The following is a 24,956-nucleotide window of genomic DNA, read 5'->3' as shown; positions in this document are numbered from 1 at the left end:
GCGCCGGGCGTCACCCCGGGGCGTCCGGCGGCGGCCCGTCGCCCGGGAGACCTCGGAGTGCCCGGCGCCTCGCGCGCCGTCGGCGTACGCCGTGGGAGACCGCCCCCACGACCCCCGCGGCGCACAGGCCGAGCAGGACGGCGGGCAGCAGCCGCGGGCCAGGCCCGGGGTCCACGGTGCCGGCCGAGGACAGCAGGGCCACGACACCCGCGGCGAGCAGCACCAGTCCGGCGACCAGCTTCGCCGGTTCGAACGCGTGACGGCCGCGGCCGCCGTGCTCACGGGGCGGCACGTTCCACCTCCACCCGGCCCATGCCGGCTTCCAGTTCGAGGACGAGGGTGCCGGCCGGGGTGAGGCCCTCCGGCCGCAGGGTGACGGTCCGCCGGGCGCCCGGCTCGATGTCGATGTCGTTCTGCGGGTCGCCGGGCAGCCGGCTGTCGCCGAGGCCGATCTCCAGGCCGAGTTCGAGGACGGCGTCCGGCGGGACGAGGACGCGGAGCTCCCCGGCGCCGACGCTCGCGCGGGTGCTGACCGTCTCGCCCCGCTCCAGGTCGAGCGCGGTGAGGTCGAGTACGCCCCGTCCCGTGCCGATGCCGTACACCGGCCGGACCTCGGCCGCCGAGCCCGGGCGCCAGGTGCTCTGCTGCCAGTGCGTGGTGACGTTGTCCGGGACCGCGCCCGCGCCCACCAGGAGCCCGCAGGTCAGCACCGCCGCGACGACCGTGCCACCGCCCGCCCGGCCGTACCAGGCGGCCACCGCCAGCCCGAGTCCGAACACCGCCAGGGCGGCGGCGAGTCCGGTCTGCAGACTGGTGGTCAGCGGCCCCTGCTCCCAGGTCACGAGGGTGCCGGTGACGGCGGCGGCGACCGCCGCCAGGAACGTCCAGCCGCCGGTCCAGGGGCCCGACGGACCGCGCCGGCCACCACGCGCGGCGGCACCCGCCCGCGGGGCGTACGGGCCGGCGTCCCGCCCGTCGTCCGGACCCCAGAGGTAGCCGGTACCCGGCGGGCCCGTGGTGCCGTCCTTGACGATCGGGTCGCGCCACCAGGACGGCCCGCCGGGGGACGGCGGGGCCGTCGTCTCGGGGGGCGCGTCCGCCACGGCCTGCGCCGCCGCCGCGTCCACCGCGGCGCCCGCCTGCTCCACGCGCCGTTTCCGCAGCGACCACGAGCAGACGCCGGCCAGCGCGGACGACAGCAGCACGGCGAAGAAGAACACCGACCCGTTGTTGAGCATCGACAGCAGCAGACCGGAACCGACCAGCGCGAAGAGCACAGCGGTCAGCGCCGGGCCCTCGACGCGGCCGGAGAGCAGCCGCCGCAGCTCGTTCTCGTCCTCGCCGTCGAGCGGAATCAGTAGCCAGGCGAAGCCGTAGGCGATGAGGCCGACGCCACCGGACATGGCGAGCACGGTGAGGACGACCCGGAAGATCACCGGGTCCAGGTCGAACTGCCGGCCGAGACCGCCGCAGACCCCGGCGATCGTCTTCGTACGGCGGCTGCGCCGCAGCCGGGGCAGCACCGGGGGGACACCGGAGGCGGGATCGGCAGTGCTGCCGGTGGTGGAACCCGAGGACCCTCCCGGGACCGCCGGACCCGGACGCGCGGAACCGCCGGGGGCCGCCGGGGCGCCTCCCGGCGCGTCCGCCGCCGGGCCCGGGGCGGGCTGCTGATCGCTCATGCGTCCATGGTGACGGCCCGGCGGCCCCGGACCCACCCGTGACGACCCTGGCGGAACCCTGACCTTTCCCCGAGACGGGCCGCCACCAGGCCCGGGAGCGACCCCGCCGGGACCCCCGGGGCCGTTCAGGGTCCGACCCTGATGCCCAGCCGCACCGTCCCGTGTGACCATCGGGTCATGACCGCCGCCGCGCCCCGCGCCGGGACCCCCGGCGCGGGCAGTTACCCCGCCCCCGCCCCCGGGCCCGACGTCCCCGACGAGCCACCGGTTCGCAAGCTCTACCGGAGCGCCGAGGGCCGCATGCTCGGCGGGGTGGCCCGCGGCCTCGCCGGCCATCTCGGGCTGCCGGTGTCCTGGGTGCGGATCTTCTTCGTGGCGCTCTTCATGGTGGAAGGGCTCGGCGCGCTGCTGTACGCGGCTTTCTGGTTCGTGGTGCCGCTTGGCGTCGGCGGCGTGGAGGCACCGCGCGGCGCGGGCGGCGGCCCGGCGGCGGCCAGGGGCGGAGCCGGCGCGGCGACGGAGGCGGGAGCGGAGGCCGCCGCCGGGCCGGACGGCCGGCGCCGGCTCCTCGTCCGGAAACCCGACCGGGGACAGATCATCGCGCTCCTCGCCATGGTCGTCGGCGTGGCCGTGTTCGTGGACAACCTCCAGCTCGGCCGCCGCGCCAACGCCTACCTCTGGCCGGCCCTGCTGATCGGCGCGGGCGTCGTCCTGGTCTGGCGGCAGGCCGACAACGCCCGCCGCGCCCACTGGGCCGCCGTCACCCGGCGCAAGCGGGTGCTGCCGCTGGTGCGCGGCGCGGCCGGGGTGCTGCTCGTGGGTGTGGGCGTGAGCGCCATCGTCGTGATGCAGGGCTCGGCGCGGCACCTGGGCACGGTGCTGCAGGCGTCCCTCGCGGTGCTGGTCGGCATCGCCCTGCTCGCGGGCCCGTATCTCATCCGGATGGCGCAGGATCTGTCGGAGGAGCGGCTGATGCGCATCCGCGCGCAGGAGCGCGCCGAGGTCGCGGCCCACGTCCACGACTCGGTGCTGCACACCCTGACGCTGATCCAGCGCAACGCGGAGAACGCCCGTGAGGTCGCCCGTCTCGCGCGCGCCCAGGAGCGGGAGTTGCGGGCCTGGCTCTACAAGCCGGAGGGCCGCGGAAAGGACGAGGAGGAGGAACCGGACACCCTGGCCGAGGCGGTGAAGGCGACGGCGGCGGAGGTGGAGGACGACCACGGGGTGCCGGTCGAGGTCGTCTGCGTCGGCGACTGCCCGCTGGACGAAGGGCTGGGCGCCCAGCTCCAGGCCGCACGGGAGGCGATGGTCAACGCGGCCAAGTACGGTGGCGAGGGCGGGGCGGTGCAGGTCTACGCGGAGGTCGAGGGGACGACGGTGTTCATCTCCGTACGGGACCGGGGCCCGGGCTTCGACCTGGACGCGGTGCCGGCGGACCGGATGGGCGTCCGGGAGTCGATCATCGGCCGGATGCAGCGCAACGGCGGTACGGCGAGGCTCCGTTCGGCACCGGACGGAGGCACCGAGGTGGAACTCGAGATGGAACGCGCGGCATGACAGGCGGGGGCGGCACGACCCGCGCGGCCGCCGGGCGCCACACCGGCCGGACCGGGCCAGGACAGGGCCCGACCGCCCCCAGCCGCGTACGCGCGCACGCACCTACGCTGGTGCACAAGGGCCGGGGCGACGACGACACGACCGCACGCGCGGCCGCGCGGTACGGAAGAGGGACGGACGGGCGATGAACGACGGAACGCAGAACGCGGGCGGCACCAGCGGCGCGGGAGGAGGCCCGGGAGCAGAGGGCACCGGCGCCGCCGGGGCCTTCAACGGCCCCACGGACAGCGGCACCAACGGCCCGGAGAGCGCCGGCCGCCACGCACGGGTCGTCCTCGTCGACGACCACCGGATGTTCCGCACCGGCGTCCAGGCCGAGATCGGGCAGACGGAGACCACCGGGGTGGAGGTCGTCGGCGAGGCCGCGGACGTCGACCAGGCGGTCACGGTGATCACCGCGACCCGGCCCGAGGTCGTCCTGCTGGACGTCCACCTCCCGGGCGGCGGCGGCGTGGAGGTGCTGCGCCGGTGCGCGCCCCTGATGGCCGACCAGGAGCAGCCGGTGCGGTTCCTCGCCCTCTCGGTCTCCGACGCGGCCGAGGACGTCATCGGCGTGATCCGCGGCGGCGCCCGCGGCTACGTCACCAAGACCATCACCGGCACCGACCTGATCAACGCGGTCTTCCGGGTCAAGGAGGGCGACGCCGTCTTCTCCCCGCGCCTCGCGGGCTTCGTCCTGGACGCCTTCGCCTCCACGGACGCCCCGCCGGTGGACGAGGACCTGGACCGCCTCACCCAGCGCGAGCGCGAGGTGCTGCGCCTGATCGCGCGCGGCTACGCCTACAAGGAGATCGCGAAGCAGCTCTTCATCTCCGTCAAGACGGTCGAGTCCCACGTCTCGGCGGTCCTCCGCAAACTCCAGCTCAGCAACCGCCACGAACTCACCCGCTGGGCCACGGCCCGCCGGCTGGTGTGACGCTCGGGGTGTGACGCACCGGGCTCACACCGGACCGGCCGGGCCCTGCCACTGCCGCTGGAGAGGCGTACATGTGATCACCCCGCTACTCTGTGCGCGGTGAGGAGGGTGGCGTGCTGCTGAGATTCCGCGTGGCGAACTTCCGCTCCCTGCGCGACGAGCAGGAGCTGTCGTTCGTCGCGCCCGCGGACGAGGAGGACGCCGCCCGCACGCTGCCGCTCTCCGACGGGAAGAGCCTCCGGACCTACCCGGTGCTCGGCGTCTTCGGGGCCAACGCGTCCGGCAAGTCCAATGTGATCACGGCCATGAAGAAGATGCGCGAGGCCGTTCTCAACTCCTACGCGCAGTGGACCTCCTACCGCGGAATCCCCCGGGAACCCTTCGCCCTTGATCCCAAGACGGCCGCGGAGAGCACCTTCTACGAAGCCGACTTCGTCCTGGAGGACGGCGTCCGCTGGACCTACGGCTTCGAGCTGGGGGACCTTCGCGTCGAGTCCGAATGGCTGCACTCCTACCCCAAGGGCCGGCGCCAGGTCTGGCTCGACCGCGACGCGACGCGCACGAACCCCTTCGATTTTCCCGGCGACCGCATCCACGACCGCGCCCGGCTGGCCCGCACCACACGACCCAACGCGCTCCTCCTCTCCCGCGCGGCCACGGACAACCACCCGCAACTCACGCCCATCTACCGGTGGTTCGAGGGAAACCTCTGGGACATCGACCCGGAAGCCGAACGCTCCCAGCGGGAGACCTACACCGCCGAGCGTCTCCTCGACGACGCCTTCCGGAAACGGGCCGAAGAGCTGCTGCGCGTGGCCGACCTGGGCATCAGCGGCCTCGACGTGGAGCAGAAACCGGGGGAGCCCCCGGCCGTGCGGCTGCGCCACACCGGCGGCGGCGAACAGCCCGTGCCCCTGGACTGGAGCCGGGAGTCCTTCGGCACCCGGTCCTGGTTCGCTCTGCTCGGCCCGCTGCTGCTGGCTCTGGACGAGGGCGCCGTCCTCCTCATCGACGAACTGGACGCCAGCCTCCATCCGCGCATGGCCGCCGAAGTGGTCCGCCTCTTCCAGGCCCCCTGGGTGAACCCGCGGGGAGCGCAACTGGTCTTCACCTCGCACGACCCCTCGTTGCTGCGCGCACCGGGCGGTGGCCGGCTGCTCGACCCGGGCCAGGTCTGGCTGACGGAGAAGGACGAGCGGGGCGGCACCGAGGTCTATCCGCTCACCGACGCGGAGCCGACCGACGAAGAGGACCTGACGAAGTCGTATCTGGCGGGAGCCTTCGGAGCCGTGCCACGGGTGTCCGAAGGCCAGATCGGCCGCAGGCTGCTGATGACGCGGGAGACGGGAACGGAGGCGGAGGGGTCCTGATGACGAGGTCCAGGGGGCGGGACGACACGGCCCGGCGGCGAAGGGACCACGGCCGGACGCGGTTACGGCCGCGCGGCGTGTACGTCTTCACCGAGGGCGAGGTCACCGAGCCGATGTACATCGACCTCGTCCTGCAGCACGGCGTCCCGGCCTTCCCGGACCGGCCGGTGGAGATCCACTACCCGGACGAGCACGCCCCCTCCAAGCGCCGCAAGCCGCTGCCCCTGGTCGAGGCGGCGATCCCCGTCCTCCGCGAGGTGGAACGCGACGCCAAGAAGGCCGGACTCAAGAAGGACGACTGGAACTGGCCGCAGGTCTGGTGCCTGTTCGACCGCGACGAGCACGACCAGATCCCCACCGCCTTCGCCAGAGCGCGGCAGGCCGGGGTGCGCATCGGCTACTCCCACCCGTGCTTCGAGCTGTGGCGGCTGCTCCACTACCAGAACTACACGAGCACCTTCAGTGGCGTCTGCGGCAGTGCGGCGGCCAAGCTGCGGCAGCGCCCCGGCTTCGCGCAGACCTACAGCCGCAGCGTCCGGAGTGTGTCCGAGGAGCAGGCGAAGCACGTGATGCCCGGACAGCTCGTCGAACGGTACGAGAAGGCCAGGGGATACGCCCAGCAGCTCAACGCGGAGCACCACGGGCCCGATCAGACCGCCTGGGATCCGTACACCGACGTATGGCGTTTTGTCGAGGAAGCCGTCGGTATCGCCGGCTACTGAAGCTGACACCGGCCGGGTGCCGAGAGTACGTGCGTCAGTGCTCGAACTCGCCGGTTCGGGTCGCGGATTCCACACAGCGCGGGCCGTCGGCGGGCACCGGGGTCAGTCCGCGCTGTCGAGATCCTCGGCATAGAGGGCGATGGCGCGGCGGTACTCCCGCACGGAGGGGTCCTGGCTCGTCGTGGCCAGCAGGTCCAGCAGGAGGCTCATGGCCTCGTGGTGTTCGCCCGTGTTGTACAGGGCCATGGCGAGGAACGTCCGGAGACCGCCGTCGTCCGGGTACTCCGCGACGCCCCGGCGCAGTGTTTCCACGGCACGCGCGTACTGGCCGAGCACCCGGTAGGTACTGCCCAGCCCGAGGAAGGCCCCGCGGCGGTCCTCGTCCGGGAGGCCCGTCCCGGCCAGGCAGCGTTCGTAGAACGGCACCGCCTCGGCCTCCAGGCCCAGGCGGTCGTGGACGCAGGCCGCGCGGTACGCCACGCCGGCATCGTCCGGGAACCGTGCGGCCAGGTCCAGCAGTTGCTCCCTGCTCTCGTCGGGACGGTCGTCCTCCGGTGCGTTCATGCGGCCCATCGTGGCAGTGCGGGCATACCGCAAGGGCCGGAAGCGAAGGAACGGGTCCGGAGGCGGCCTCCCGGGCTGTTTGTGGCCGATAAGCGGAGCGCCGGCGTCACCCTCGGCTCGTACGCGGAGCGTCTGTACGAGCCCACGGGCTGTCACGGAGGTGCGGGGCGGGCCATGATGGCGGGGCCGTGAGCGGTCCGGCGCCCCCTGTCGTAGCCGCTCGCGGAGCCCCGTTCCGGGCGGTGCGTCGCTCCCGCCCACCTCCGGCCGCCCGGAGCGGGGTGCCCTGCCGAACCGCCGCACTCCGGGGCCGGTTGCGTCCCCGAGCCGGGGGTCCGGGAGGCGGGGCAACCGGGGCCGGGCACGGCCCGGTCACGCTCCGGAAACCATGGGGACACCTGGGTGCCGGGCCGGTCGGGGGCCCGCATAGGCTCGCGGGCATGGACGTACTCATCGATGTCTTCGTCGGCCTGCACATCATCGGTATCGCCTCGCTGCTGGGCGGCTTCCTCGTCCAGATGAAGGCGATGGGCGCCGGCACCGCGCGCATGGTGCCCGCCATGCTGCACGGGGCGCTGACCATGCTCGTCACCGGCGTGCTGCTGGTCGGGTTCAACGAGATGAACGACGCGATGGTCAACAACGTCAAGGTCGGCGTGAAGCTGGTCGTGCTGGTCGCCATCCTCGGGCTCGTCTACGTCAAGCGGGACGATGAGCGGGTGTCGAAGGGCGTCTTCGGCGCCGTCGGCCTGCTGACCGTCCTCAACATCTTCATCGCCGTCCTCTGGCACTGACGACCCGATGACCTGATGACTGCGGCGGGGCCCGTCCCGGGGCACGTGCTCGGGGCGGGCCCGCTGTCTCCGGAAGCCGGAGGGTCTGTCAGAAGGTGACGACCTGGTCCGCCCAGAGGGTCCAGTCGGCCAGTTCCTCGAGGGTGGAGCGGTGGGCCTCACCCGTGAGGAGGTCCTCGCCGAGGCCGCGGGCGTCCATGCACGTCCCGCAGCAGCCCACTTCGGCGCCGTGGCGGAGGCAGGACTCGACCATCCGGTCCAGGTGGTAGTAGCCGTTGGGGACTCGCTGGCCGGCGATCGCGCAGCCGACCGCGTCGCCCATGAGGAAGACCCGGATCTCGGTTTCGGGTCGCCTGGCGAGGGCTCCGGCCAGGCGCAGGCCGTTGTAGGAGCGCTCGGTGCCGTAGGGCGGGTCGTTGAGGATGAAGAGGATCTTGCGGCTCATGGTGGCCTCCGGTGGTGGGAGAGGTGACCGGCTGTCGGGACGCTCCGGGTCCGGAGCGGGCGGCGGGGCGTGCCCGTGCTTCCTCAGGGCCGGACGGGTGCGGTGGCGGCGGAGACGAGCAGCTCCGCGGCGGTGGTGATGTCGGCGCTGGTCGTGTGGCGGCCGATGCCGAGGCGGACGGTGCGGGCCGCCTCGTCCGGGGTGAGGCCGATGGCGGTCAGCACCGGGGAGGGTGTGGCGGCGCCGCTGTGGCAGGCGCTGCCGGCCGAGAACGCCAGTCCGGGCGTGGCGGTCATGATCCGGTCGGCGGTGTGGCCGGGGAAGGTGAGGCTGAGATTGCCGGGCAGCCTGTGGCGGGAGGAGCCGTTGAGCCGCAGGCCGGGCACGGCCGTGGTGAGCGCGCCGAGCAGCCGGTCGCGGTGGGCCCCGATGCGTGCGGCGTCGGTGCCGTGCTCGGCCCGGGCGATCTCCGCGGCGGCGCCGAGGGCGACGATGCCGGGCACGTTCTCGGTGGCGGCCCGCAGGCCGTGCTCCTGGCCGCCGCCCACGAGCTGGGGCCGGAGGGCGGGCGTTCCGCGGCGGATGTAGAGCGCGCCGACGCCCTTGGGGGCGTACATCTTGTGTCCGACGAGAGTCAGCAGGTCCACACCGAGGGCGTCGACGTCGACCGCGACGGTGGCCGGGGTCTGGGCCGCGTCGGTGTGCAGCAGGATGCCGCGCTCACGGGTGACGGCGGCGAGTTCGGGGAGCGGCTGGAGCGTGCCGATCTCGTTGTTGGCGTGCATCACCGACACCAGGACGGTGTCCGGCCCGACGGCGTGGACGAGGTCGGCGGGGTCGAGGCGTCCGTCGGTGCCGACCGGCAGGCGGGTGACGCGGAAGCCCTCGCCGGCGAGCCGGTCGCAGGTGGCCTGGGTCGCGGGGTGCTCGACGGCGGTGGTGACGATGTGGTTTCCGCGGCCGGCGGCGCGCAACGCGTGGGCGGCTCCGGTGAGCGCGAGGTGGTTGCTCTCGGTACCGGAGGAGGTGAAGACGATCTCGTCGGGACCGGCGGCGCCGATCAGCGCGGCCACCCGGGTGCGGGCCGCCGCGACCGCCGCCGCCGCGGCGCGGCCGTAGGCGTGGGAGCTGGAGGGGTTGCCGAACTCGCTGGTCAGGTACGGCAGCATCGCCTCCACCACGCGCGGGTCGACGGGGGTGGTGGCCTGGTGGTCGAGGTAGACCGGCCGGTCGTTCATGCGGGATCTCCGGCGTTCGGAGGGCGGGGATCGTCCTCGGCGTGCTGCGGTGGCGGGTCCAGTGGGTGCCAGGGGGCGTCACCCCGGGTGCGGCGGGCGCCGGGGCTCACCCGCAGGGCGTAGGCCGGCCGGGGCGTACCGGGGACGGGGCCGAGGTAGGTGTGGCCGGTGAGGTGGCACCAGGCCGGGAGATCCAGCGGGGCGGCCGGATCGGTGGCGATCAGGTGGACGACCGTGCCGGGTTCGGTCCGGCCGACCCGGCGGCTCAGTTCGAGGATCAGCTCGGCGCACAGCCGGTCGCCGCCGTCGATGACCAGCGGGGCGGGGGAGGCCGGGCCCGCCGCCGTCACGCCGCGGCCGTTTCGACGGGCAGCCCGTCCAGCCGCCACTCCAGCATCCCGTCGGTGAGCCGGGCGGCCGTGCGGCCCCGTTCGCGCAGCAGGCGCACGGCGTCGTGGGCGAGGACGCAGTAGGTGCCGCGGCAGTACGCCACCACGTCGGTGTCCGGCGGCAACTCGGCTATCCGCTCGGCGAGTTCCCCGACCGGGATGGACACGGCTCCGGGGATGTGCCCGGCGGCGTACTCCTCGGCCGGACGCACATCGAGGACGACGACCTCGCCGGCCTCCGCGCGGGCGAGCAGCTCCTCCCGGCCGACCCCTTCCCCCGTGTCCGCGCCCAGGTAGGCGGCCCGGGCCGGCTCGACGGCGGGCTGGTGGGCCCGGGCGACCCGGCGCAGCTGCGCGTACAGGGCGGCGACGTCCTCTCCCGCCAGCCGGTAGTGGACGCGGACCCCCTCGCGGCGGGTGGTGACCAGTCCGGCCTGCTTGAGGGTCTGCAGATGGGCCGAGGCGGTGGTGAGGTTCAGCCCGGCCGCTCTGGCCAGGGCCTCGACGGGGCGTTCGCCCTGGGCCAGCAGGTCCAGCAGCTCAAGGCGCTTTCCGCTGCTCAGGGCCTTGCCGGTGCGGGCGAAGGCGTCGTACAGCGCACTCTTGCGCGCGGCGTCTCCCATGGCATCCTCCATACATCCATGGAATATTGTAGCTTGTGTGCGGGCTGAAGCGACCCGGTGCCCGGGCAGCCGGCACCTTCCCGTATCCGGCAACCCCCGCATCCGGTACCCGCAGCACCTGGAGGATCCGATGGGCTTCGCCGACGACCACTGCGGCCGTGACGACCACCCGGGCCGCGACGGCCACCGCGGCCTCGCCGTGCTCGACGGCGGACCCGCCGACTGGGCCGAAGCCACCGGACGCCCCCTCAAGGAGAACGCGTGACCACCCCCCGCACCACCTCGGAGCACGACGGCATACGGCTCGGGCTGCGCGCCAACCTCGCCCAGTTCAGCCTGCTCGTCCTCGTCAACGCGCTGGTCGGCGGCATGCTGGGGCAGGAACGCACCGTCCTGCCGCTGCTCGCGGAGGACGTCTTCCACCTCTCCGCGTACACCTCCGCCCTCACCTACATCCTCGCCTTCGGCGCGACCAAGGCCGTCACCAACTTCTTCGCCGGCACCTGGTCCGACCGCTTCGGCCGCAAGCCGGTCCTGATCGCGGGATGGCTGATCGCCCTGCCCGTACCGGCGATGCTCGCCTGGGGTCCCAGCTGGGGCTGGATCATCGCGGCCAATGTGCTCCTCGGCATCAACCAGGGTCTGACCTGGTCCACCACGGTCATCATGAAGATCGACCTGGTCGGCCCCGGACGCCGTGGCCTGGCCATGGGCTTCAACGAGGCCGCCGGCTATGTCGCCGTCGCCGTCACCGCCATGGCCACCGGCGCCATCGCCGACCGCGCGGGGCTGCGGCCCGAGCCGTTCCTGCTCGGTGCCGCCTACGTCGTCCTGGCGCTGGGCCTGTCCACCCTCGCGGTCCGCGAGACCCGCGGACACGCCCGCTTCGAAGCCGCCCGCCACACCACCCCGGCGGGCAGCGAGCACCACGCGGAGCTGACCACCGGGCAGGTGGCGCGCCTCACCAGCCTGAGTGACAGGGCCCTGTCCGCCGCCAGCCAGGCCGGCATGGTCAACAACCTCAACGACGCCCTCGCCTGGGGGATCTTCCCGCTGATCTTCGCCGCCCAGGGCCTGTCCATCGCGCAGATCGGCGTCCTCGCCGCCCTCTACCCGGCCATCTGGGGTGCGGGCCAGATGCTCACCGGCTGGTGGTCCGACCACATCGGCCGCAAGAACCTCATCACCGCGGGGATGCTGCTCCAGGCCGCCGCCATCGGCCTCGTCGCCCTCGGCTCCACCTTCGGCGTCTGGGCCGCCGCCCAGATCCTGCTCGGTGTCGGCACCGCCCTGGTCTACCCGACGCTCCTCGCCGTCATCGGCGACGTCGCCCACCCCGCCTGGCGCGCCCGCGCCGTGGGCGTCTACCGGCTGTGGCGCGACGGCGGGTTCGCGGTCGGCGCGCTGCTCGCCGGCGTCCTCGCCGACCTCTACGGCCTCACCACCGCCCTCTGGGTCATCGCCGCCCTGACCGCCGCCTCCGGGCTGGTGGTCGCGGTACGGATGTACGAGACCCGGCCCCCTCGCGCCGTCCCCGCGGGAGAGCCCGGCCACGGCTGACGGCGGAGCACCGGGCGGCCTCCGGGGACCGGCCCCGCAGCCCCGAACGCGGCGACGGGCGGTGCCCGGCCTCCCCCCGAGGCCGGGTACCGCCCGTCGTGCCGTGTTCCGTGCCGCCTGCCGCGTGCTGATGCCCGCCGCCGTGCCCGGAGTCCGTCCGCGCCGTCCGGTTATGCGGGGCGCGTCGCGGCGTAGAAGGGCATGGTGTCGATCGACTCGATGCGCACGTTCGTCCCCGGCTTCGGGGCGTGGATCATCTGGCCGCCGCCGATGTACAGGCCGACGTGGCTGATGTCGCCGTAGAAGAAGATCAGGTCACCCGGCTGCATGGCGGACTTCGCGACGCGCGTCCCCGTGTTCACCTGGTCGTAGGTGGTGCGCGGCAGCGTGACACCGGCGGCCTTCCAGGCGGCGCCGGTGAGACCCGAGCAGTCGTACGAGTTGGGGCCGGTCGCGCCCCAGACGTAGGGCTTGCCGATCTGGGCGCGGGCGAACTCGATCGCCTGCTGGGCCTTGGTGCCGGTCGTCGTCTCCGAGGTGCCCGTGCCGGCCGAGGTGTCCGTCCCGGTGGACGTACCGGTGCCGGAGCCGGACGCGGTCTCCGTCCGCTCCTCCTCCTGCTGCCGTGCCTCTTCCGCGAGGCGCTGCCGCTCGGCCTCCTGCTGCCGCGCCAGCTCCTCCGCCTTGCGCTGGGCCTCCGCCTCCTTCTTGCGCTCGATCTCCGCCAGCCGGGCCCGCTCCTCCGCGGTCAGCCGGCCGAGCAGTTCGCGCGCCTCGGCCAGCTTGGCCTGGACGGTCCGCTTGCTCTCCCGCAGCTTCTCCTGCGCGTCGGTGAGCGTGGCGAGGCTCTTGCCCGCCTCCTCGCGCTTCTCCGTGGTCGCGATCTGCTGCTCGCGGAACTCCTCGACGGCCTGCTCCTGCTGGTCCGTCATCCGGGCCATCACGCGCGTCTGGTCGAAGTAGTCCTGCGGGTCGGAGGCGAGGAGCATGGTCGCGGTGGGGCTCATGCCGCCGTTGCGGTACTGCGCGGTCGCGAAGCTGCCGAGGCTCCTCCGCGCCTCGTTGAGCTTCTCGGTGCGCTTGGCGACGGCGTCGAGGAGGCCGTCGACCTTGGAACGCTGTTCCTCCGTGCGCTCCTTGGCCTGGTTGTACTGCTGGGTGGCGCTTCCCGCCTGGCGGTAGAGCTCGTCGACCTTCTTCTGCACTTCCTCGATGGACTGCTTCGGTTCGCCGTCGCCGGGCGCGGCCTGCGCGCTCTGGAGGAGGGTGACGGAGGCGAGGGCCGCTGTGCCGAGGCCGACGGCGGTGCGACGCGAAGCCGGGGTACCGAGGGGCCGGGATTTGCGGTGCGACGCCAAGATCGGCGCTCCTTCCGTGGACCGCCTACCGGGTTAGCTGTCGGGTTCGGGCGTATTCGGAAGGCTGCCCTACGGTCGGTGCGCGGCGCGGTGCGCGCCGCGCGGTGACCGATTCACCCCGGTGCCGCGTCTGGGTCCCCGGTTCCGGACGCCCTGGGGAAGGGGCCGGATTCGGCGGTGGCTGCCCGTGCCGGCGCGGTCGCCGGCGGGGAGTGCGGGCCGCCTGATCGAGCACCGTAGCCAGTTGTGCGGCTCGTGTGAAGGCCGGTGTGCGATATGCCCGAAACCATTCCGTTATATTTTCGGGGTGGAGTGGAATTCTGCCGTCCGGGTGGCTGACCGGGCACGGTAAGTAACGCATAAGGGCCGGAAGCGATACGGGAGTTCGGGGCCCGGACCCCTCCCGCGGCCGGGGCCGGGCGACGCGTCCCGACGCGTCCCGGGGCGCCCCGGGAACGGGCCGGCGGGGCCGGCACCCCGGGCTCCGCGCGCCCGTCCACCCGCCCGTACGGCCCCGTGACGGCGGAAGCGGGCAACCCGGTGCCGCCTGTCGGCGGGGCCGCCTAGACTCGGGGGGCGATGAGCAGCCTCTTTGACGACAGTTTCCTGGCAGACCTCGGCCCCGCGGACGAGGAGCCCCCGCCGCCCGAGCACGACGCCCCCGGCGAGGAGATCCCGGCCGATCTCTTCGGCGGGGCGTTCGACGGCGCGCCCCGGGAGGCGTACTACCGCGACGGCGCCCCGAGGCCCGTCACCGACCCCGCCGCGCTGCTGCACGGTCTCAACGACCAGCAGCGCGCCGCCGTGCTGCACACCGGTTCGCCCCTGCTCATCGTCGCCGGTGCCGGCTCCGGCAAGACCCGGGTCCTCACGCACCGCATCGCGTATCTGCTCGCCGCCCGCGGCGCGCACCCCGGCTCGATCCTCGCGATCACCTTCACCAACAAGGCCGCGGGCGAGATGAAGGAGCGCGTGGAGGAGCTGGTCGGCCCGCGGGCGAACGCCATGTGGGTCTCCACCTTCCACAGCGCCTGCGTCCGCATCCTCCGCCGCGAGAGCAAGAAGCTGGGCTTCACCTCCAGCTTCTCGATCTACGACGCCGCCGACTCCAAGCGGCTGATGGCCCTGGTCTGCCGCGATCTGGACCTGGACCCCAAGCGCTTCCCGCCGAAGTCCCTGACGGCCAAGGTCTCCAACCTCAAGAACGAGCTGATCGACGAGGAGGACTTCGCCGCCCAGGCCGCCGCCGAGTCCTCACCGAGCAGCTTCGACAAGACGCTCGCCGAGGCGTACACGATGTACCAGCAGCGGCTGCGCGAGGCCAACGCCCTCGACTTCGACGACATCATCATGACCACCGTCCATCTCCTCCAGGCGTTCCCGGACGTCGCCGAGCACTACCGGCGCCGCTTCCGGCACGTCCTCGTCGACGAGTACCAGGACACCAACCACGCGCAGTACACGCTCATCCGCGAACTCGTCGGCACGGCCGGCGGGGCGGAGCGGGGCGGGACCGAGGGCGGCCGGGGCGAGCCGGCCGTGGAGCCGGCCGAACTGTGCGTCGTCGGCGACGCGGACCAGTCGATCTACGCCTTCCGCGGTGCGACCATCCGCAACATCCTCCAGTTCGAGGAGGACTACCCCGACGCCACCACCATCCTGCTGGAGCAGAACTACCGCTCCACCCAGACCATCCTGAGCGCCGCCAACGCCGTCATCGAGCGCAACGAGAACCGCCGCCCCAAGAACCTCTGGACGGACGCCGGCGCGGGCTCCGCGATCACTGGCTACGTCGCCGACACCGAGCACGACGAGGCCCAGTTCGTCGCCGACGAGATCGACCGGCTGACCGACGCCGGCCAGGCCAGGGCGGGTGACGTCGCGGTCTTCTACCGCACCAACGCCCAGTCCCGGGTGTTCGAGGAGATCTTCATCCGGGTCGGGCTGCCGTACAAGGTCGTCGGCGGCGTGCGCTTCTACGAGCGCAAGGAGGTTCGGGACGTCCTGGCGTATCTGCGGGTGCTGGCCAATCCGGAGGACGCCGTCCCGTTGCGGCGCATCCTCAACGTCCCCAAGCGCGGCATCGGCGAGCGCGCCGAGGCGATGATCGACGCCCTCGCCTCCCGGGAGAAGATCAGCTTCGCGCGGGCGCTGCGCCGCGTCGACGAGGCGTACGGCATGGCCGCGCGCTCGGCCAACGCCGTCAAGCGGTTCAACACGCTGATGGAGGAGCTGCGGACGATCGCCGAATCCGGCGCCGGGCCGGCCACCGTTCTGGAGGCCGTGCTCGAACGCACCGGCTATCTGGCCGAGCTCCAGGCCTCCACCGACCCGCAGGACGAGACCCGTATCGAGAACCTTCAGGAACTCGCCGCCGTGGCACTGGAGTTCGAGCAGGAGCGCGGGGCGGAGGCGGCCGCCGGAGACGGCGGGACCGGGGAGGAGACCGAGGAAGGGGCTCCGGCCGGGGGAGAGAGCCCGGGCACGCTCGCCGACTTCCTGGAGAGCGTCGCCCTGGTCGCCGACTCCGACCAGATCCCCGACGAGGCGGAGGACGGCGGCGGCGTCATCACGCTCATGACCCTGCACACCGCCAAGGGCCTGGAATTCCCGGTGGTCTTCCTCACCGGCCTGGAGGACGGCGTCTTCCCGCACATGCGCGCCCTCGGCCAGACCAAGGAACTGGAGGAGGAGCGGCGCCTGGCCTACGTGGGCATCACCCGTGCCCGCGAGCGGCTCTACCTCACCCGCTCCGTCCTGCGCAGCGCCTGGGGCCAGCCCTCGTACAACCCGCCCTCCCGCTTCCTGGAGGAGATCCCCGACACCTACGTGGAATGGCGGCGCACCGGCCCGGCCGTCCCCTCCGCGTCGGCGGCCGGGGCGGGCGTGGCCGCGTCGCTGTCGTCGGCGCGGGCGAAGGGGCCGAGCGGCTTCGCCACCCGCCGGACGGCCGACCGCCCGGTGATCGCGCTGGCCGCCGGGGACCGCGTGACGCACGACCAGTTCGGGCTGGGCACGGTCCTGTCGGTGGCCGGCAGCGGACACGACGCGAAGGCCACCATCGACTTCGGCGACACCAAGCCCAAGGTGCTGCTGCTGCGCTACGCCCCGGTCGAGAAGCTGTGACGCGACGGCCGGCGGGCCGGGCCCGCGGCCGGTGAGCCCCTACGCGAGCGGGCCCCGGGTCTCTCCCGGGGCCCGCTCGCGTGTCGTCCTGTCCTCTTCGCTCACCGCCGTCCGGCTGCTGCCGCCGGACCGGGTTACTGCGGGTCGAGGCCGTGGCTCTGGAACCAGCCCAGCGGGTCGACCGCCGAACCGCCGCCCGGGCGCACCTCGAAGTGCAGGTGCGGCCCGGTGGAGTTGCCGGAGTTGCCCGCGTAGGCGATGGTGTCGCCCGCCTTGACCGTGCCGGACCGGATCTTGGTGCTGCTCAGGTGGCAGTACCAGGTCTCGGTGCCGTCGGGGGCCGTCACGATCGCCATGTTGCCGTAGGCGAGGTTGTACTGCGTGCGGACCGTGCCGTCGGTGGCCGCCATCACGGGCGTGCCGTAGGCGACGGGGAAGTCGATGCCGCTGTGCACGGACATCCAGTTGACGCCCGCCTGGCCGTAGTAGGCGCTCAGGCCCTTCTGCGCCACGGGAAGGGCGAACTTGGGGCGCAGGGCCTCCTTGCGTGCCGCCTCCTCCTCCTTGCGCCGCTTCTCCTCGGCCTGGCGCTCCCGGAGGTCGATGCGCTCCTGGGTGCGGCTGGCGCGGTCGGCGAAGTCGCCGGCGTCGGCGGTGAGGGTGGCGAGCTGGGTGTCCAGCTTGTTGTTGGCCAGGGCCGGCTTGACCGCGTCCTCGTCGGCGGCGGCCTGGGTGGTCGTGGAGTCGTCGGCGGAGGTCCCCCCGACGGAGGCGGCGGCGATCCCGGCCACGCCCATCACGGCGACGGAGGGGACGGCGACGGTGAGCAGCGCGGACCGCTTGGCGGGGGCCCGGCGGCGGCTGCGGTTCCCGGAGCCGCCGCGGCGCGGGGGCGGGCCGGCGGCGCAGGAGGCGGCGGAGGTGGCGGTGCTGAGGACGGCGATCTCCTCGGCGTCCGGGTGGCCCGGGTCGAGGTGGCCGTCGGCGGCGCCGTCGTACGGCTCGGCGTCGTACGGCTCGGGGCCGTATGGATCGGGGTCGTACGGATCGGTGGTGTACGGATCGGCCCCGTGGGAGCCGGCGGAGGAGAGGCCGCCGTCGGTGTCCTCGGCGGTGTGGGCGTGGCCCGCTTCGTTCGCGTCGGCGTAACCGTCGTAAGGGTCATAGCCGTCGTGACCGCCGTGACCGTCATGACCGGGGTCGTGCTCGCCGTGGGCGGCCGTCTCGGGCAACTGCTCGAAGACGGCCGTGCGTTCGTGCTCCGCCTCGGGCGCGGGGTGGTGGGCGCCGTCGGCGGGCGCCGGACCGTCGGCCTGCCACGCGGTGGCGTCCCACTGGCCCGAGCCGTCGAAGCCGGCGGCGGTGCCGTAGGCCGCGGCGGTCTCGTAGGAGCCGGTGTCGTGGCCGAGGGTCGCGTACTGGCCCGTGTCGTACGGGGCGGCGGGGTTGTAGCCCTGCGTTTCGGCGGCGTACGGGTCGGCCGTCGGGTACGAGCCGGTGGCGGCGTTCGCGCCGTGGTCGCCCGCGCTCTCCCAGGCGCCGGACTCCCACTGGCCGGTGGCCTGGTGGCCCTCGGGTGTCCAGTGCGCGCCCGTGTCGTAGCCGCTCGTGTCGTAACCGCCGGTGTCGTAGCCGGAGTTGTGGTGCGCGCCGGTCTCGCCGGGGCCGTAGGAGTGCGGGCCGTACGGCTGGGCGTGGGCGCCGGTGTCCCAGGCGGTGGAGTGGTGCTGGTCGCCGGCCGGGGCCGCGCCGAAGAGCGGGTCGCCGTCCCCGTAGGAGGAGGCGTCGTGATGGCCGGGCGCGCCCGGAGCGTGGTCGCTGTAGCCGGCGTAACCGATCTGGGTGCCCTGCTGGCCGTAGGGGTCGTAATACCCGTACGAGGCTTCAGGAGCGTGGGCCGTCTGGATGGGGGTACCAGACGGGTGACGATCGTTCACCACCAACTTCTCTTTCGCCTCGACAGCAGGAGAATTAGCGGCGACTGTACCCGGCGGTACACGACGCCCACAATCTTCCCCGGGTTTCCGGCCGCCCGGCGACGGGCATTTGGATACCTTTCGGCGAACTGTCGGCCGCGGTTTGGCCCTGTGTTCGAATGGCGTTCGATAAATAATCGGTTGCGCGCCCGGCCGTCAGGCCACCGAACCGGCCTCTCCGGCGTCCGTGTTGGCCTCGGGCGCGTCCAGCGCCCGCAGGATCTCCTCCGCGACGGCGCCGTGCACGGGCAGCGCGAGATGCCCGATCCCGCTGACCCTGATATTCACCACGGCCAGATCCGGATGCTCGATGCGGGCGGTGGCGGGCGGAAGCACCACCTGGTCCAGATCGCTCCAGAAGCAGACGAAGCGGGTCGCGCATTCCGGCGCGGGAGCGGACAATTCCTCGATGACGGGGGAGTCCGGGCGCATCTGCCGGACGATCGGATGCGCGCTCAGCCAGGGCGCGGCGGTGGTGCCGGAATGCGGGGTGCCCAGCGTGACCAGGGTCCGGACCCGTGCGTGACCGCCCAGCCGCTGGACGTAGTAGCGGGCGATGAGCCCGCCGAGGCTGTGGCCCACCACGTCGATCCGGGCCCGGCCGGTGCGCTCGCAGATCTCCTCGACCCGCTCCGCCAGCGCCGCTGCCGCCGAGCGGATGTCGCAGGTCAGCGGTGAGTAGTTGAGCGCCTCCACCTGGTGGTGCCCGTGCCGGCGGAGGGAGCGGCGGAGGAGGACGAAGACGGAACGGTTGTCGATGAAGCCGTGCAGCAGCAGCACGGGCGGCCGGTCCGGTCCGCTCGCCGGGGCGGGAAGCCGCAGCCGGGACGGCGTCCGGGGCGCGGGGCCGGCCGCCTCGGTCGGCAGGGCCCGGGTGCCCGAGCCCCGGGAACCCGGAGCGGCGGCTCCCCGTGGCTTCCCGGCACCGGACGGCTCCGCGCTCGGGGGCACCCCCGGCGGCCCGGGGACGGCACGCCGTTCCTGGGTGAGGCCCGTCGGATAGAGCAGGGCGTGGCCCGCGAGAACCAGCAGTTCCAGGACGGAGGCCCGGATCAGGGCACCGGAGGGCGGCCGGGGCAGCGGCGGGAGCACCGACGCGGGGAGAGAAGGCAGGGGCAGGGAGGGCCGCGGCAGGGCCCCCAGTGCTCTGCGGGTGAACGCCTTCATCGGCAGACCTCCGGATCGCACACGGCGGTGGCCGCGGTCTCCGGCCCCGTGCGCTCTGAGGGGTGGCCGTGGTGAACGGGGTCACCCGGCGTCGCGGAGCGGGCACACGGCTCCCCGCTCCTGCGATGACGGCTGCGGCTCGCTGCGGCGGCCCCGCTCCGACCGCCCCGGCGACCGCCCGGCGGATCGGGGCGCCCGCCGGGCTTCCGGCGGGGAAGCGGCCGGCCCACGGCCCGAGCAGCCGGGACGGCACGCGAAGCGAATATGTCCCACGTGTGATTTCCCCCTCCCTGGTGGTCGTGAAACTGCCGGGCGCGCGATGCTGGGGATAACGTTCGTTCACCACCCTGCCGCGGGCGGCGGCGGGGGAACACCACAGGGCCGGTGACGGCATGCGTACAGGAGGCAGATGATGGGTGTGTCGGGTCCGATCCGCGTGGTGGTGGCCAAGCCGGGGCTCGACGGCCACGATCGCGGGGCGAAGGTCATCGCGCGGGCGCTGCGGGACGCCGGTATGGAGGTCATCTACACCGGTCTGCACCAGACACCGGAACAGATCGTCGACACGGCGATCCAGGAGGACGCGGACGCCATCGGCCTCTCCATCCTCTCCGGCGCGCACAACACCCTCTTCGCCAAGGTCCTGGAGCTGCTCAAGGAGCGCGACGCGGCGGACATCAAGGTCTTCGGCGGCGGCATCATCCCCGAGGGCGACATCCCCCCGCTCAAGGAACTGGGCGTCGCGGAGATCTTCACCCCGGGCACGCCGACGGGCGATGTCGTCACCTGGGTGCGGTCCAACCTCCGCGAGCTCGCGGCCTGACTCCTGGGGCCTGACCCCTGGGGCCTGACCCCTGGGCGGGCCCGACCGGGCCCCCGTACGGTGCCCCTCCCGTGCCGTGCCGCCCCGCTCCCGCCCGTTCGCGTGCCGTGCCGGCACAGCCACAGCCCGTACGGGCTGGACGGCCGTACGGACCTGACGAGAACGGTGAGCACGCGGACTGTCACGTCAGGGGAAGCGGTCGTCGTCGCGAGGACGGGGGACCGCCACGCCGGTCCTCCCGGTAGGGGCGGGGCTGCGGGCGTCTCCGGAGGCTCCGGCGGGCTCGGCGCGTCCGGCGAGTTCGTCGAGCATCGTCCGGCGCAGCCGGAGAGTGCGGACCAGACGCTGGAACGCCTCGGACCAGTAGCCCCCCGCGCCCGGTGAGGCTCCCTCCGGCTCGTCGGTCGCGGCCGTCAGCAACTCCAGCCGGTCGGCCTCGGCCGGGTCCAGGCACCGTTCGGCCAGGCCCATCACCCCGCTGAAACTCCAGGGGTAACTGCCCGCCTCCCGCGCGATGTCGAGCGCGTCGACCACGGCCCGGCCGAGCGGGGCGGCCCAGGGCACCGCGCAGACCCCCAGCAGCTGGAAGGCGTCCGACAGGCCGTGGGCCGCGATGAACCCGGCCACCCAGCCCGCTCGTTCGTCCGGAGGCAGCGCCGACAGCAGCCGGGTCCGCTCGCCGGGCGAGGCCGTGCCGGGGGCCGCCCCCGACACCGCGGACGGGGAGCCGAGCAGGGCCCGCGACCACTCCGCGTCCCGCTGCCGCACCGCCGCCCGGGACCAGGCCGCGTGCAGCTCGGGCTGCCAGCCGTCGGCCACCGGCAGCGCCGTGATCTCCGCGGCCGAGCGCCCGCCGACCCGCTCCGTCCAGCAGCTCAGCGGGGCCGCCTCCACCAACTGCCCGAACCACCAGGCTCGTTCGCCGCGGCCCGACGGCGGCTTGGGTACGACGCCGTCGCGCTGCATCGCCGCGTCGCAGGCGCGCGGGGCCACGACGGTGAGAAGCGGGACGGGCGCGGCCGGGTCCAGGAAGACGCAGGAGGCCGCCCGCGCGGCCATCCGGGCGGCGAACGCCGAACCGGGAAGGGCGGACAGCAACTCGGCGGCCGTCGCCCGTACATTGCGGCTGCGGTCCGCCAGCGCCCGTTCCAGAAAGGGTTCGTCGGCACCGGACAGGCCGGTCCGCAGCGAGTCGAGGAACATCAGCCGGTCCTCCGCCCGTTCGGTCCGCCAGGTGGCGTCCAGCAGGGCGAGCGCCGCGGCCGGCTCCCGGCGGCGCAGGGCCTCCAGCAGCGCGACCCGCTCCGCGAACAGCCCTTCCTCCCAGAGACGGCGGACCGCCGCCGCGGCCTCCGCTCCACCCCGCCGCTCCGCCGCCGGTACGGGGACGCCGGCGGCGGCCGGAGCGGATGGTGCGCCCGGCCCGGACGGCTCCGGCACGGCCGGGGGGACCGAGCCGCGCAGGGCGAACTTCCAGTCCGGATTGGCCCGGGCCAGCCACAGGGCCCGGGGGCCGGCCAGGGCGAGGGCCGCCGACCGCAGATCGGTCCGGGCCCGCGCCGCGTCCAGCAGCGCGGGGAGCAGGGCGGCGGGCGCCCGGTAGCCGTGCCGGTTGGCGGCGGACAGCCACTGCGGCAGCAGTTCCGTGAGATCCGGTGCGGTGCCCCGGCGGCCCCCGCCGCTCCCCGGTCCCAGACGGTCGGCGAGCAGCAGGGTCAGCCGGCGGCGCGCGGCCGCCGGCAGCGGCGGCCGGGTGTCCGGCGGGGCGGGTGCCGGCCGGGGCCGGGGAGCGGCGGGCCGCAGTCCGGCCCGCCGCCGCAGCGTGGCGGCCGCCGCCGCGTCCAGCAGCGCGGCCGCCGGTTCGGCGCCCGGCGCCGTGCCGGGCGGGGTGCGCCGCTCCGTGCCCAGCAGCGCGGTGGCCACCAGGTCGTCCCAGTGGACGGTCGCGTGGTTGTCCGTCGATGTCGTGCGGCAGTCGGCCGGGTGGTGGCCGGCGGCCTGGGTGACGTGGTTGTCGGAGACATTGCCGGTGGTCGTCATGTGATCGTCGGCCGTCATCATGAATCCCCCTGTATGCGGATCATCCGGACCCTCGCGGGCCGTCTTCTCCCGCTGTGCCGCTGTTCCCGTGGTTCTGGCCGTTCGTCCTGTGCGGTGGCTGTGGCTCCGCCTGCTGTGGCCGTGGTCGCTGTGGTCGTTGTGGCCGGGCCTGTGGAGCCGGGTTCGGGTGTGGGTGTGGTGGTCGTGGGTGGGGGGCGGTGCGGGTGTGCTCCCGGGTGAGGGCGCCCGTCCCTCCGGCCGGGTGCGTGGTGGCGAGCGGTCCGAGGGCGCCGCTTGCCTCGGGCCCCGGCCCGGGCGGACGGGGCGGTTCCGCGGCGCCGGGCCGGCCCCGGCCGCCGGTCGGGCATCTCCGGGCGCTGGTCGTCCGGCCGTCGGGGCGCGCCTCCTCACCGGTGGTGGGGAAAGACGCTCCGGAGCCCCCGGTGGTTCAGGGCAGGCTCACAGCGGTATCGCCTCGCCGGTCTCCGGCGACCAGACGGTGTACGGCAGGAAGCCGCGGTGGCCGCATTCGCCGAAGACGGTCACCGGGCCGCCGCCGGAGACCGCGAGCAGCCGCCACAGACCCGGCCGCTCCGCGGACCGCGGGTCCACCGGGAGCGCGTCCCCGCCGTCCGCGTCCGCCAACTGCCAGCCCTCACCAGGCTGTTCGACGCCCGGACCGCCGGCCGTGTGCCGGAGGGCACTGCCGCCCGGCACGGGGACCACCTCGGTCAGGACCGCCGGCCAGGCGTCCAGCCACGGGTCCTCGCAGAGCGCGCGGCCGTAGGCGGCGAGAGCCGTGCCGGTGTCCGAACCCGGCGGACGGCCGCCCGCCCGGGGCGGGGAGAACCGTTCGCCGAGCGCGACCCGCAGGGGCGGGGAGCCGGGGTAGGGGGCGACCTCCGCGTCCAGCGACCCGCCGGTGGGCAGGTCGATCTCCGGAGCGCGGCCCAGGGAGCCGAAGCTCAGCAGCAGCGCCGTCCGCCCCGTCCGCGCCCCGCGCAGCCAGGTGCGGCGGGTGGTCAGCGAGCCGTCCGAGCCGTCCCGCCGGCCCAGCACCAGCCAGTCGTCGCGGACGGCCGCCCCTTCGGCGGCCAGCACCTCGGCCGTCTTCACCGGAACCCCGGCCCGCGCCCGCACCGTCGCGGCCGGGGCGTCGGGCAGGGCGGAGACACCGAGCAGGGCCCGGTTCAGCAGATGCAGCAGCGCGCACTCCTCCAGCAGTCTTCCCGGCCAGCCCGGCCCCGAGCCCGCCGCGGCCGCCAACTCTCTTACCCTCGCCGCCAGTCCGGGGGCCTGGGCGTCGACCATCCGGGCCGCGGTCTCCTCCCACGCCCCGTACCCCGCCCGGTCCGCGCCCGCCAGCCCGCCCCGGAGCAGATCCAGCAGTCTGCGCTCCAGCTCCGAGGCGCCGGCGGCCATCCGCTCCGCCCGCTGCTCAGCCCGCCGCCGGGCCGCGGCGGCGTCCTTCGGCCCGGGCTCGCCCGCGCCCGGACCGGCCGCCCGGCGCTCCGCGCGCCGCTCCCGCTCCGTCAGCCAGCGCCGGGCCCAGTCCGGCGGCTCCCCGCCCGGCACGGAGCCCGCACCGGCCGGCCCGGTGCCGTCGGACGCCCACAGCAGCAGCAACCCCAGCGCGTGCTTGCACGGCACCTTGCGGCTCGGGCAGCTGCAGTGGCAGCCCGGCGCCGCACCCGGGCGGTCCGCGCCGCGCAGCGCCACGACCGTGCGGTACGGAGCGCTTCCGCTGCCCTCGCACAGCCCCCACACCGCCTCTTCTCCCACGCCCGTCCCCGACCACGGACCGGCCGTGCCGAGCCGGCCGCCGGCCTTCCGCGACGCGGCGTCAGGTGCCAGCGCCAGCACCTGCTCGACCGTCCAGCGCACCCCCTGCTGAGTCATGTCTCCGACCGTACGGGCGGGCACTGACAATCACCTCCGGGCGCGGGCGGGCCCGCCCCGGCTCCGCTCCCGGGCGGGCGCCGTGTGGCGGGGCGGCCGTGTCTGCGGTTTGATCTGCCTTCTCCCGTCCCGTGATCCGGAGGCGTCCCCGCCGTGAAGCGTTCCGTCCGCACCGTCCTTCCCGCCCTCGCCGCGGTCCTGTCCGCGCTCACCGCCTCCGGCTGCTCCGGGGACGCGCCGGCCGCCGCCGGGGACCGGGCCGCGGACGAGATCACCGAGGGCGTCGACCGGGCCTTCGACGAGAAGTACGAGGTCACCTACGAGGTCTCCGGCGACGGCGTGGAGGCGATCGAGTTCAACGCGGGCCGGGGCACGGCCACCGAGCCCGAACTCGACGCCGTGGAGAAGCCGGAGACCCCGTGGCGGAAGACGGTCGAGCTCAAGGGCGTCGCCGCGCCGACCGTTCTCGCGGTGCCCGGCCCCGGCGGCTCCGAAGTGACCTGCACGATCACCCATAAGGGTGAGGTCATCGAGGAGCAGACCAGCGAGGGCGCCACGGCCCCGGCCTCCTGCGTCGCCCTCTCACCGGTCGCCGGGTAGCGGCCCCGTCCGGGCCGGGCGGCGCACCGGCCTCCGCGGCGCCCGCC

22 protein-coding genes and 1 riboswitch are annotated in these 24,956 nt (G+C 74.2%); of the genes, 10 read left to right on the top strand and 12 right to left on the bottom strand.

The annotated features are described in order from the left end of the window. Positions 1-10: 10 nt before the first annotated feature. Together LIX60_RS12115 and LIX60_RS12110 are read right to left on the bottom strand one after the other, a co-directional pair. Entirely contained in the window at positions 11-292 is a 282-nt protein-coding gene (locus LIX60_RS12115; RefSeq protein WP_227958449.1) for a hypothetical protein, read from the bottom strand. Beyond that, positions 279-1,682, bottom strand: a complete 1,404-nt coding sequence (locus LIX60_RS12110) for a PspC domain-containing protein (RefSeq protein ID WP_227958447.1) — start codon at positions 1,680-1,682, stop codon at positions 279-281. Before LIX60_RS12110 ends, LIX60_RS12115 begins: the two co-directional genes overlap by 14 nt. 177 nt (positions 1,683-1,859) lie before the next feature. Between LIX60_RS12110 and LIX60_RS12105 the strand changes: the two genes are divergently transcribed. The 4 genes from LIX60_RS12105 (at position 1,860) to LIX60_RS12090 (ending at position 6,307) form a co-directional block, all read left to right on the top strand. Further along, positions 1,860-3,239 carry an ATP-binding protein gene (locus tag LIX60_RS12105; protein ID WP_095756974.1) on the top strand — a complete coding sequence of 460 codons (1,380 nt, stop codon included), beginning with the start codon at positions 1,860-1,862 and terminating at the stop codon, positions 3,237-3,239. Positions 3,240-3,423: 184 nt separating this feature from the next. After that, the gene (locus LIX60_RS12100) at positions 3,424-4,215 is read left to right on the top strand and encodes a response regulator transcription factor (RefSeq protein ID WP_227958445.1); all 792 of its coding nucleotides are present in this window, start codon (positions 3,424-3,426) and stop codon (positions 4,213-4,215) included. Positions 4,216-4,328: 113 nt separating this feature from the next. Then, the gene (locus LIX60_RS12095; RefSeq protein WP_227958442.1) at positions 4,329-5,585 is read left to right on the top strand and encodes an ATP/GTP-binding protein; all 1,257 of its coding nucleotides are present in this window, start codon (positions 4,329-4,331) and stop codon (positions 5,583-5,585) included. Then, a complete protein-coding gene (locus tag LIX60_RS12090) occupies positions 5,585-6,307 on the top strand; it encodes an RloB family protein (RefSeq protein ID WP_227958440.1) in 723 nt (240 codons plus the stop codon). Before LIX60_RS12095 ends, LIX60_RS12090 begins: the two co-directional genes overlap by 1 nt. Before the next feature lie 102 nt (positions 6,308-6,409). Here LIX60_RS12090 and LIX60_RS12085 read toward each other — a convergent pair whose 3' ends face one another. Further along, positions 6,410-6,880 (bottom strand): tetratricopeptide repeat protein, encoded by a 471-nt coding sequence (locus LIX60_RS12085; protein WP_374117844.1) that lies wholly within the window; start codon positions 6,878-6,880, stop codon positions 6,410-6,412. Between the two features lie 431 nt (positions 6,881-7,311). Between LIX60_RS12085 and LIX60_RS12080 the strand changes: the two genes are divergently transcribed. Then, positions 7,312-7,665, top strand: a complete 354-nt coding sequence (locus LIX60_RS12080; RefSeq protein WP_227958437.1) for a hypothetical protein — start codon at positions 7,312-7,314, stop codon at positions 7,663-7,665. Positions 7,666-7,753: 88 nt separating this feature from the next. On the opposite strand, the gene LIX60_RS12075 is transcribed toward LIX60_RS12080, so the two are convergent. The 4 genes from LIX60_RS12075 to LIX60_RS12060 all read right to left on the bottom strand — a co-directional run bounded on the left by LIX60_RS12075 (position 7,754) and on the right by LIX60_RS12060 (position 10,372). Beyond that, complete coding sequence (locus tag LIX60_RS12075; protein WP_227958436.1) at positions 7,754-8,110, bottom strand: DsrE/DsrF/TusD sulfur relay family protein; 357 nt, start codon at positions 8,108-8,110, stop codon at positions 7,754-7,756. Between the two features lie 83 nt (positions 8,111-8,193). Further along, entirely contained in the window at positions 8,194-9,348 is a 1,155-nt protein-coding gene (locus tag LIX60_RS12070) for a cysteine desulfurase family protein (RefSeq protein ID WP_227958435.1), read from the bottom strand. Then, positions 9,345-9,698: a sulfurtransferase TusA family protein gene (locus LIX60_RS12065; RefSeq protein ID WP_227958434.1), complete on the bottom strand. Its 354-nt coding sequence runs from the start codon at positions 9,696-9,698 to the stop codon at positions 9,345-9,347. Before LIX60_RS12065 ends, LIX60_RS12070 begins: the two co-directional genes overlap by 4 nt. Continuing rightward, complete coding sequence (locus LIX60_RS12060) at positions 9,695-10,372, bottom strand: metalloregulator ArsR/SmtB family transcription factor (protein ID WP_227958431.1); 678 nt, start codon at positions 10,370-10,372, stop codon at positions 9,695-9,697. The genes LIX60_RS12065 and LIX60_RS12060 overlap by 4 nt, the downstream gene beginning before the upstream one ends. A gap of 25 nt (positions 10,373-10,397) precedes the next feature. On the opposite strand from LIX60_RS12060, the gene LIX60_RS12055 reads away from it, so the two are divergent. Then, the gene (locus LIX60_RS12055; RefSeq protein WP_227958429.1) at positions 10,398-10,625 is read left to right on the top strand and encodes a hypothetical protein; all 228 of its coding nucleotides are present in this window, start codon (positions 10,398-10,400) and stop codon (positions 10,623-10,625) included. Further along, complete coding sequence (locus LIX60_RS12050) at positions 10,622-11,920, top strand: MFS transporter (RefSeq protein WP_227958427.1); 1,299 nt, start codon at positions 10,622-10,624, stop codon at positions 11,918-11,920. The genes LIX60_RS12055 and LIX60_RS12050 overlap by 4 nt, the downstream gene beginning before the upstream one ends. A 170-nt stretch (positions 11,921-12,090) precedes the next feature. Here LIX60_RS12050 and LIX60_RS12045 read toward each other — a convergent pair whose 3' ends face one another. After that, positions 12,091-13,278, bottom strand: coding sequence for a C40 family peptidase (locus LIX60_RS12045; protein WP_227958425.1), 1,188 nt, complete (start codon positions 13,276-13,278; stop codon positions 12,091-12,093). A gap of 6 nt (positions 13,279-13,284) precedes the next feature. After that, a riboswitch (cyclic di-AMP (ydaO/yuaA leader) is annotated at positions 13,285-13,465 on the bottom strand. Positions 13,466-13,857: 392 nt separating this feature from the next. Here LIX60_RS12045 and pcrA point away from each other — a divergent pair. Next, a complete protein-coding gene (gene pcrA, locus LIX60_RS12040) occupies positions 13,858-16,404 on the top strand; it encodes a DNA helicase PcrA (protein ID WP_227958424.1) in 2,547 nt (848 codons plus the stop codon). Between the two features lie 134 nt (positions 16,405-16,538). On the opposite strand, the gene LIX60_RS12035 is transcribed toward pcrA, so the two are convergent. After that, positions 16,539-18,341 carry a peptidoglycan DD-metalloendopeptidase family protein gene (locus LIX60_RS12035; protein WP_227962740.1) on the bottom strand — a complete coding sequence of 601 codons (1,803 nt, stop codon included), beginning with the start codon at positions 18,339-18,341 and terminating at the stop codon, positions 16,539-16,541. 195 nt (positions 18,342-18,536) lie between these two features. Next, positions 18,537-19,547 carry a triacylglycerol lipase gene (locus LIX60_RS12030; protein WP_227958423.1) on the bottom strand — a complete coding sequence of 337 codons (1,011 nt, stop codon included), beginning with the start codon at positions 19,545-19,547 and terminating at the stop codon, positions 18,537-18,539. 412 nt (positions 19,548-19,959) lie between these two features. Here LIX60_RS12030 and LIX60_RS12025 point away from each other — a divergent pair, with 412 nt between their 5' ends. Then, on the top strand, positions 19,960-20,370 hold the full coding sequence (locus tag LIX60_RS12025) for a cobalamin B12-binding domain-containing protein (RefSeq protein ID WP_030542657.1): 411 nt from the start codon (positions 19,960-19,962) through the stop codon (positions 20,368-20,370). Positions 20,371-20,556: 186 nt separating this feature from the next. Here LIX60_RS12025 and LIX60_RS12020 read toward each other — a convergent pair whose 3' ends face one another. Next, complete coding sequence (locus tag LIX60_RS12020) at positions 20,557-22,428, bottom strand: DUF5691 domain-containing protein (protein WP_227958421.1); 1,872 nt, start codon at positions 22,426-22,428, stop codon at positions 20,557-20,559. Between the two features lie 441 nt (positions 22,429-22,869). After that, positions 22,870-24,309: an SWIM zinc finger family protein gene (locus LIX60_RS12015; protein WP_227958420.1), complete on the bottom strand. Its 1,440-nt coding sequence runs from the start codon at positions 24,307-24,309 to the stop codon at positions 22,870-22,872. A gap of 153 nt (positions 24,310-24,462) precedes the next feature. Here LIX60_RS12015 and LIX60_RS12010 point away from each other — a divergent pair, with 153 nt between their 5' ends. Further along, positions 24,463-24,909 (top strand): MmpS family transport accessory protein, encoded by a 447-nt coding sequence (locus tag LIX60_RS12010; RefSeq protein WP_227958419.1) that lies wholly within the window; start codon positions 24,463-24,465, stop codon positions 24,907-24,909. Positions 24,910-24,956: the final 47 nt, after the last annotated feature.

Origin of the sequence: Streptomyces sp. S07_1.15, from assembly GCF_020739505.1 — a bacterium.
In the GTDB taxonomy this organism is placed as follows: domain Bacteria; phylum Actinomycetota; class Actinomycetes; order Streptomycetales; family Streptomycetaceae; genus Streptomyces; species Streptomyces xinghaiensis.
The sequence above is the reverse complement of the archived record's forward strand: the minus strand, read 5'-3'. Positions and strand labels throughout refer to the sequence as shown.

Bases quoted from the DNA above. Each gene is read 5' to 3' on its own strand.
- LIX60_RS12110 (WP_227958447.1), bottom strand. From the start codon at position 1,682: ATGAGCGATCAGCAGCCCGCCCCGGGCCCGGCGGCGGACGCGCCGGGA.
- LIX60_RS12080 (WP_227958437.1), top strand. From the start codon at position 7,312: ATGGACGTACTCATCGATGTCTTCGTCGGCCTGCACATCATCGGTATC.
- LIX60_RS12105 (WP_095756974.1), top strand. From the start codon at position 1,860: ATGACCGCCGCCGCGCCCCGCGCCGGGACCCCCGGCGCGGGCAGTTAC.
- LIX60_RS12025 (WP_030542657.1), top strand. From the start codon at position 19,960: ATGGGTGTGTCGGGTCCGATCCGCGTGGTGGTGGCCAAGCCGGGGCTC.
- LIX60_RS12090 (WP_227958440.1), top strand. From the start codon at position 5,585: ATGACGAGGTCCAGGGGGCGGGACGACACGGCCCGGCGGCGAAGGGAC.
- LIX60_RS12030 (WP_227958423.1), bottom strand. From the start codon at position 19,547: ATGAAGGCGTTCACCCGCAGAGCACTGGGGGCCCTGCCGCGGCCCTCC.
- pcrA (WP_227958424.1), top strand. From the start codon at position 13,858: ATGAGCAGCCTCTTTGACGACAGTTTCCTGGCAGACCTCGGCCCCGCG.
- LIX60_RS12100 (WP_227958445.1), top strand. From the start codon at position 3,424: ATGAACGACGGAACGCAGAACGCGGGCGGCACCAGCGGCGCGGGAGGA.
- LIX60_RS12085 (WP_374117844.1), bottom strand. From the start codon at position 6,880: ATGGGCCGCATGAACGCACCGGAGGACGACCGTCCCGACGAGAGCAGG.
- LIX60_RS12020 (WP_227958421.1), bottom strand. From the start codon at position 22,428: ATGACGGCCGACGATCACATGACGACCACCGGCAATGTCTCCGACAAC.
- LIX60_RS12015 (WP_227958420.1), bottom strand. From the start codon at position 24,309: ATGACTCAGCAGGGGGTGCGCTGGACGGTCGAGCAGGTGCTGGCGCTG.
- LIX60_RS12075 (WP_227958436.1), bottom strand. From the start codon at position 8,110: ATGAGCCGCAAGATCCTCTTCATCCTCAACGACCCGCCCTACGGCACC.
- LIX60_RS12070 (WP_227958435.1), bottom strand. From the start codon at position 9,348: ATGAACGACCGGCCGGTCTACCTCGACCACCAGGCCACCACCCCCGTC.
- LIX60_RS12060 (WP_227958431.1), bottom strand. From the start codon at position 10,372: ATGGAGGATGCCATGGGAGACGCCGCGCGCAAGAGTGCGCTGTACGAC.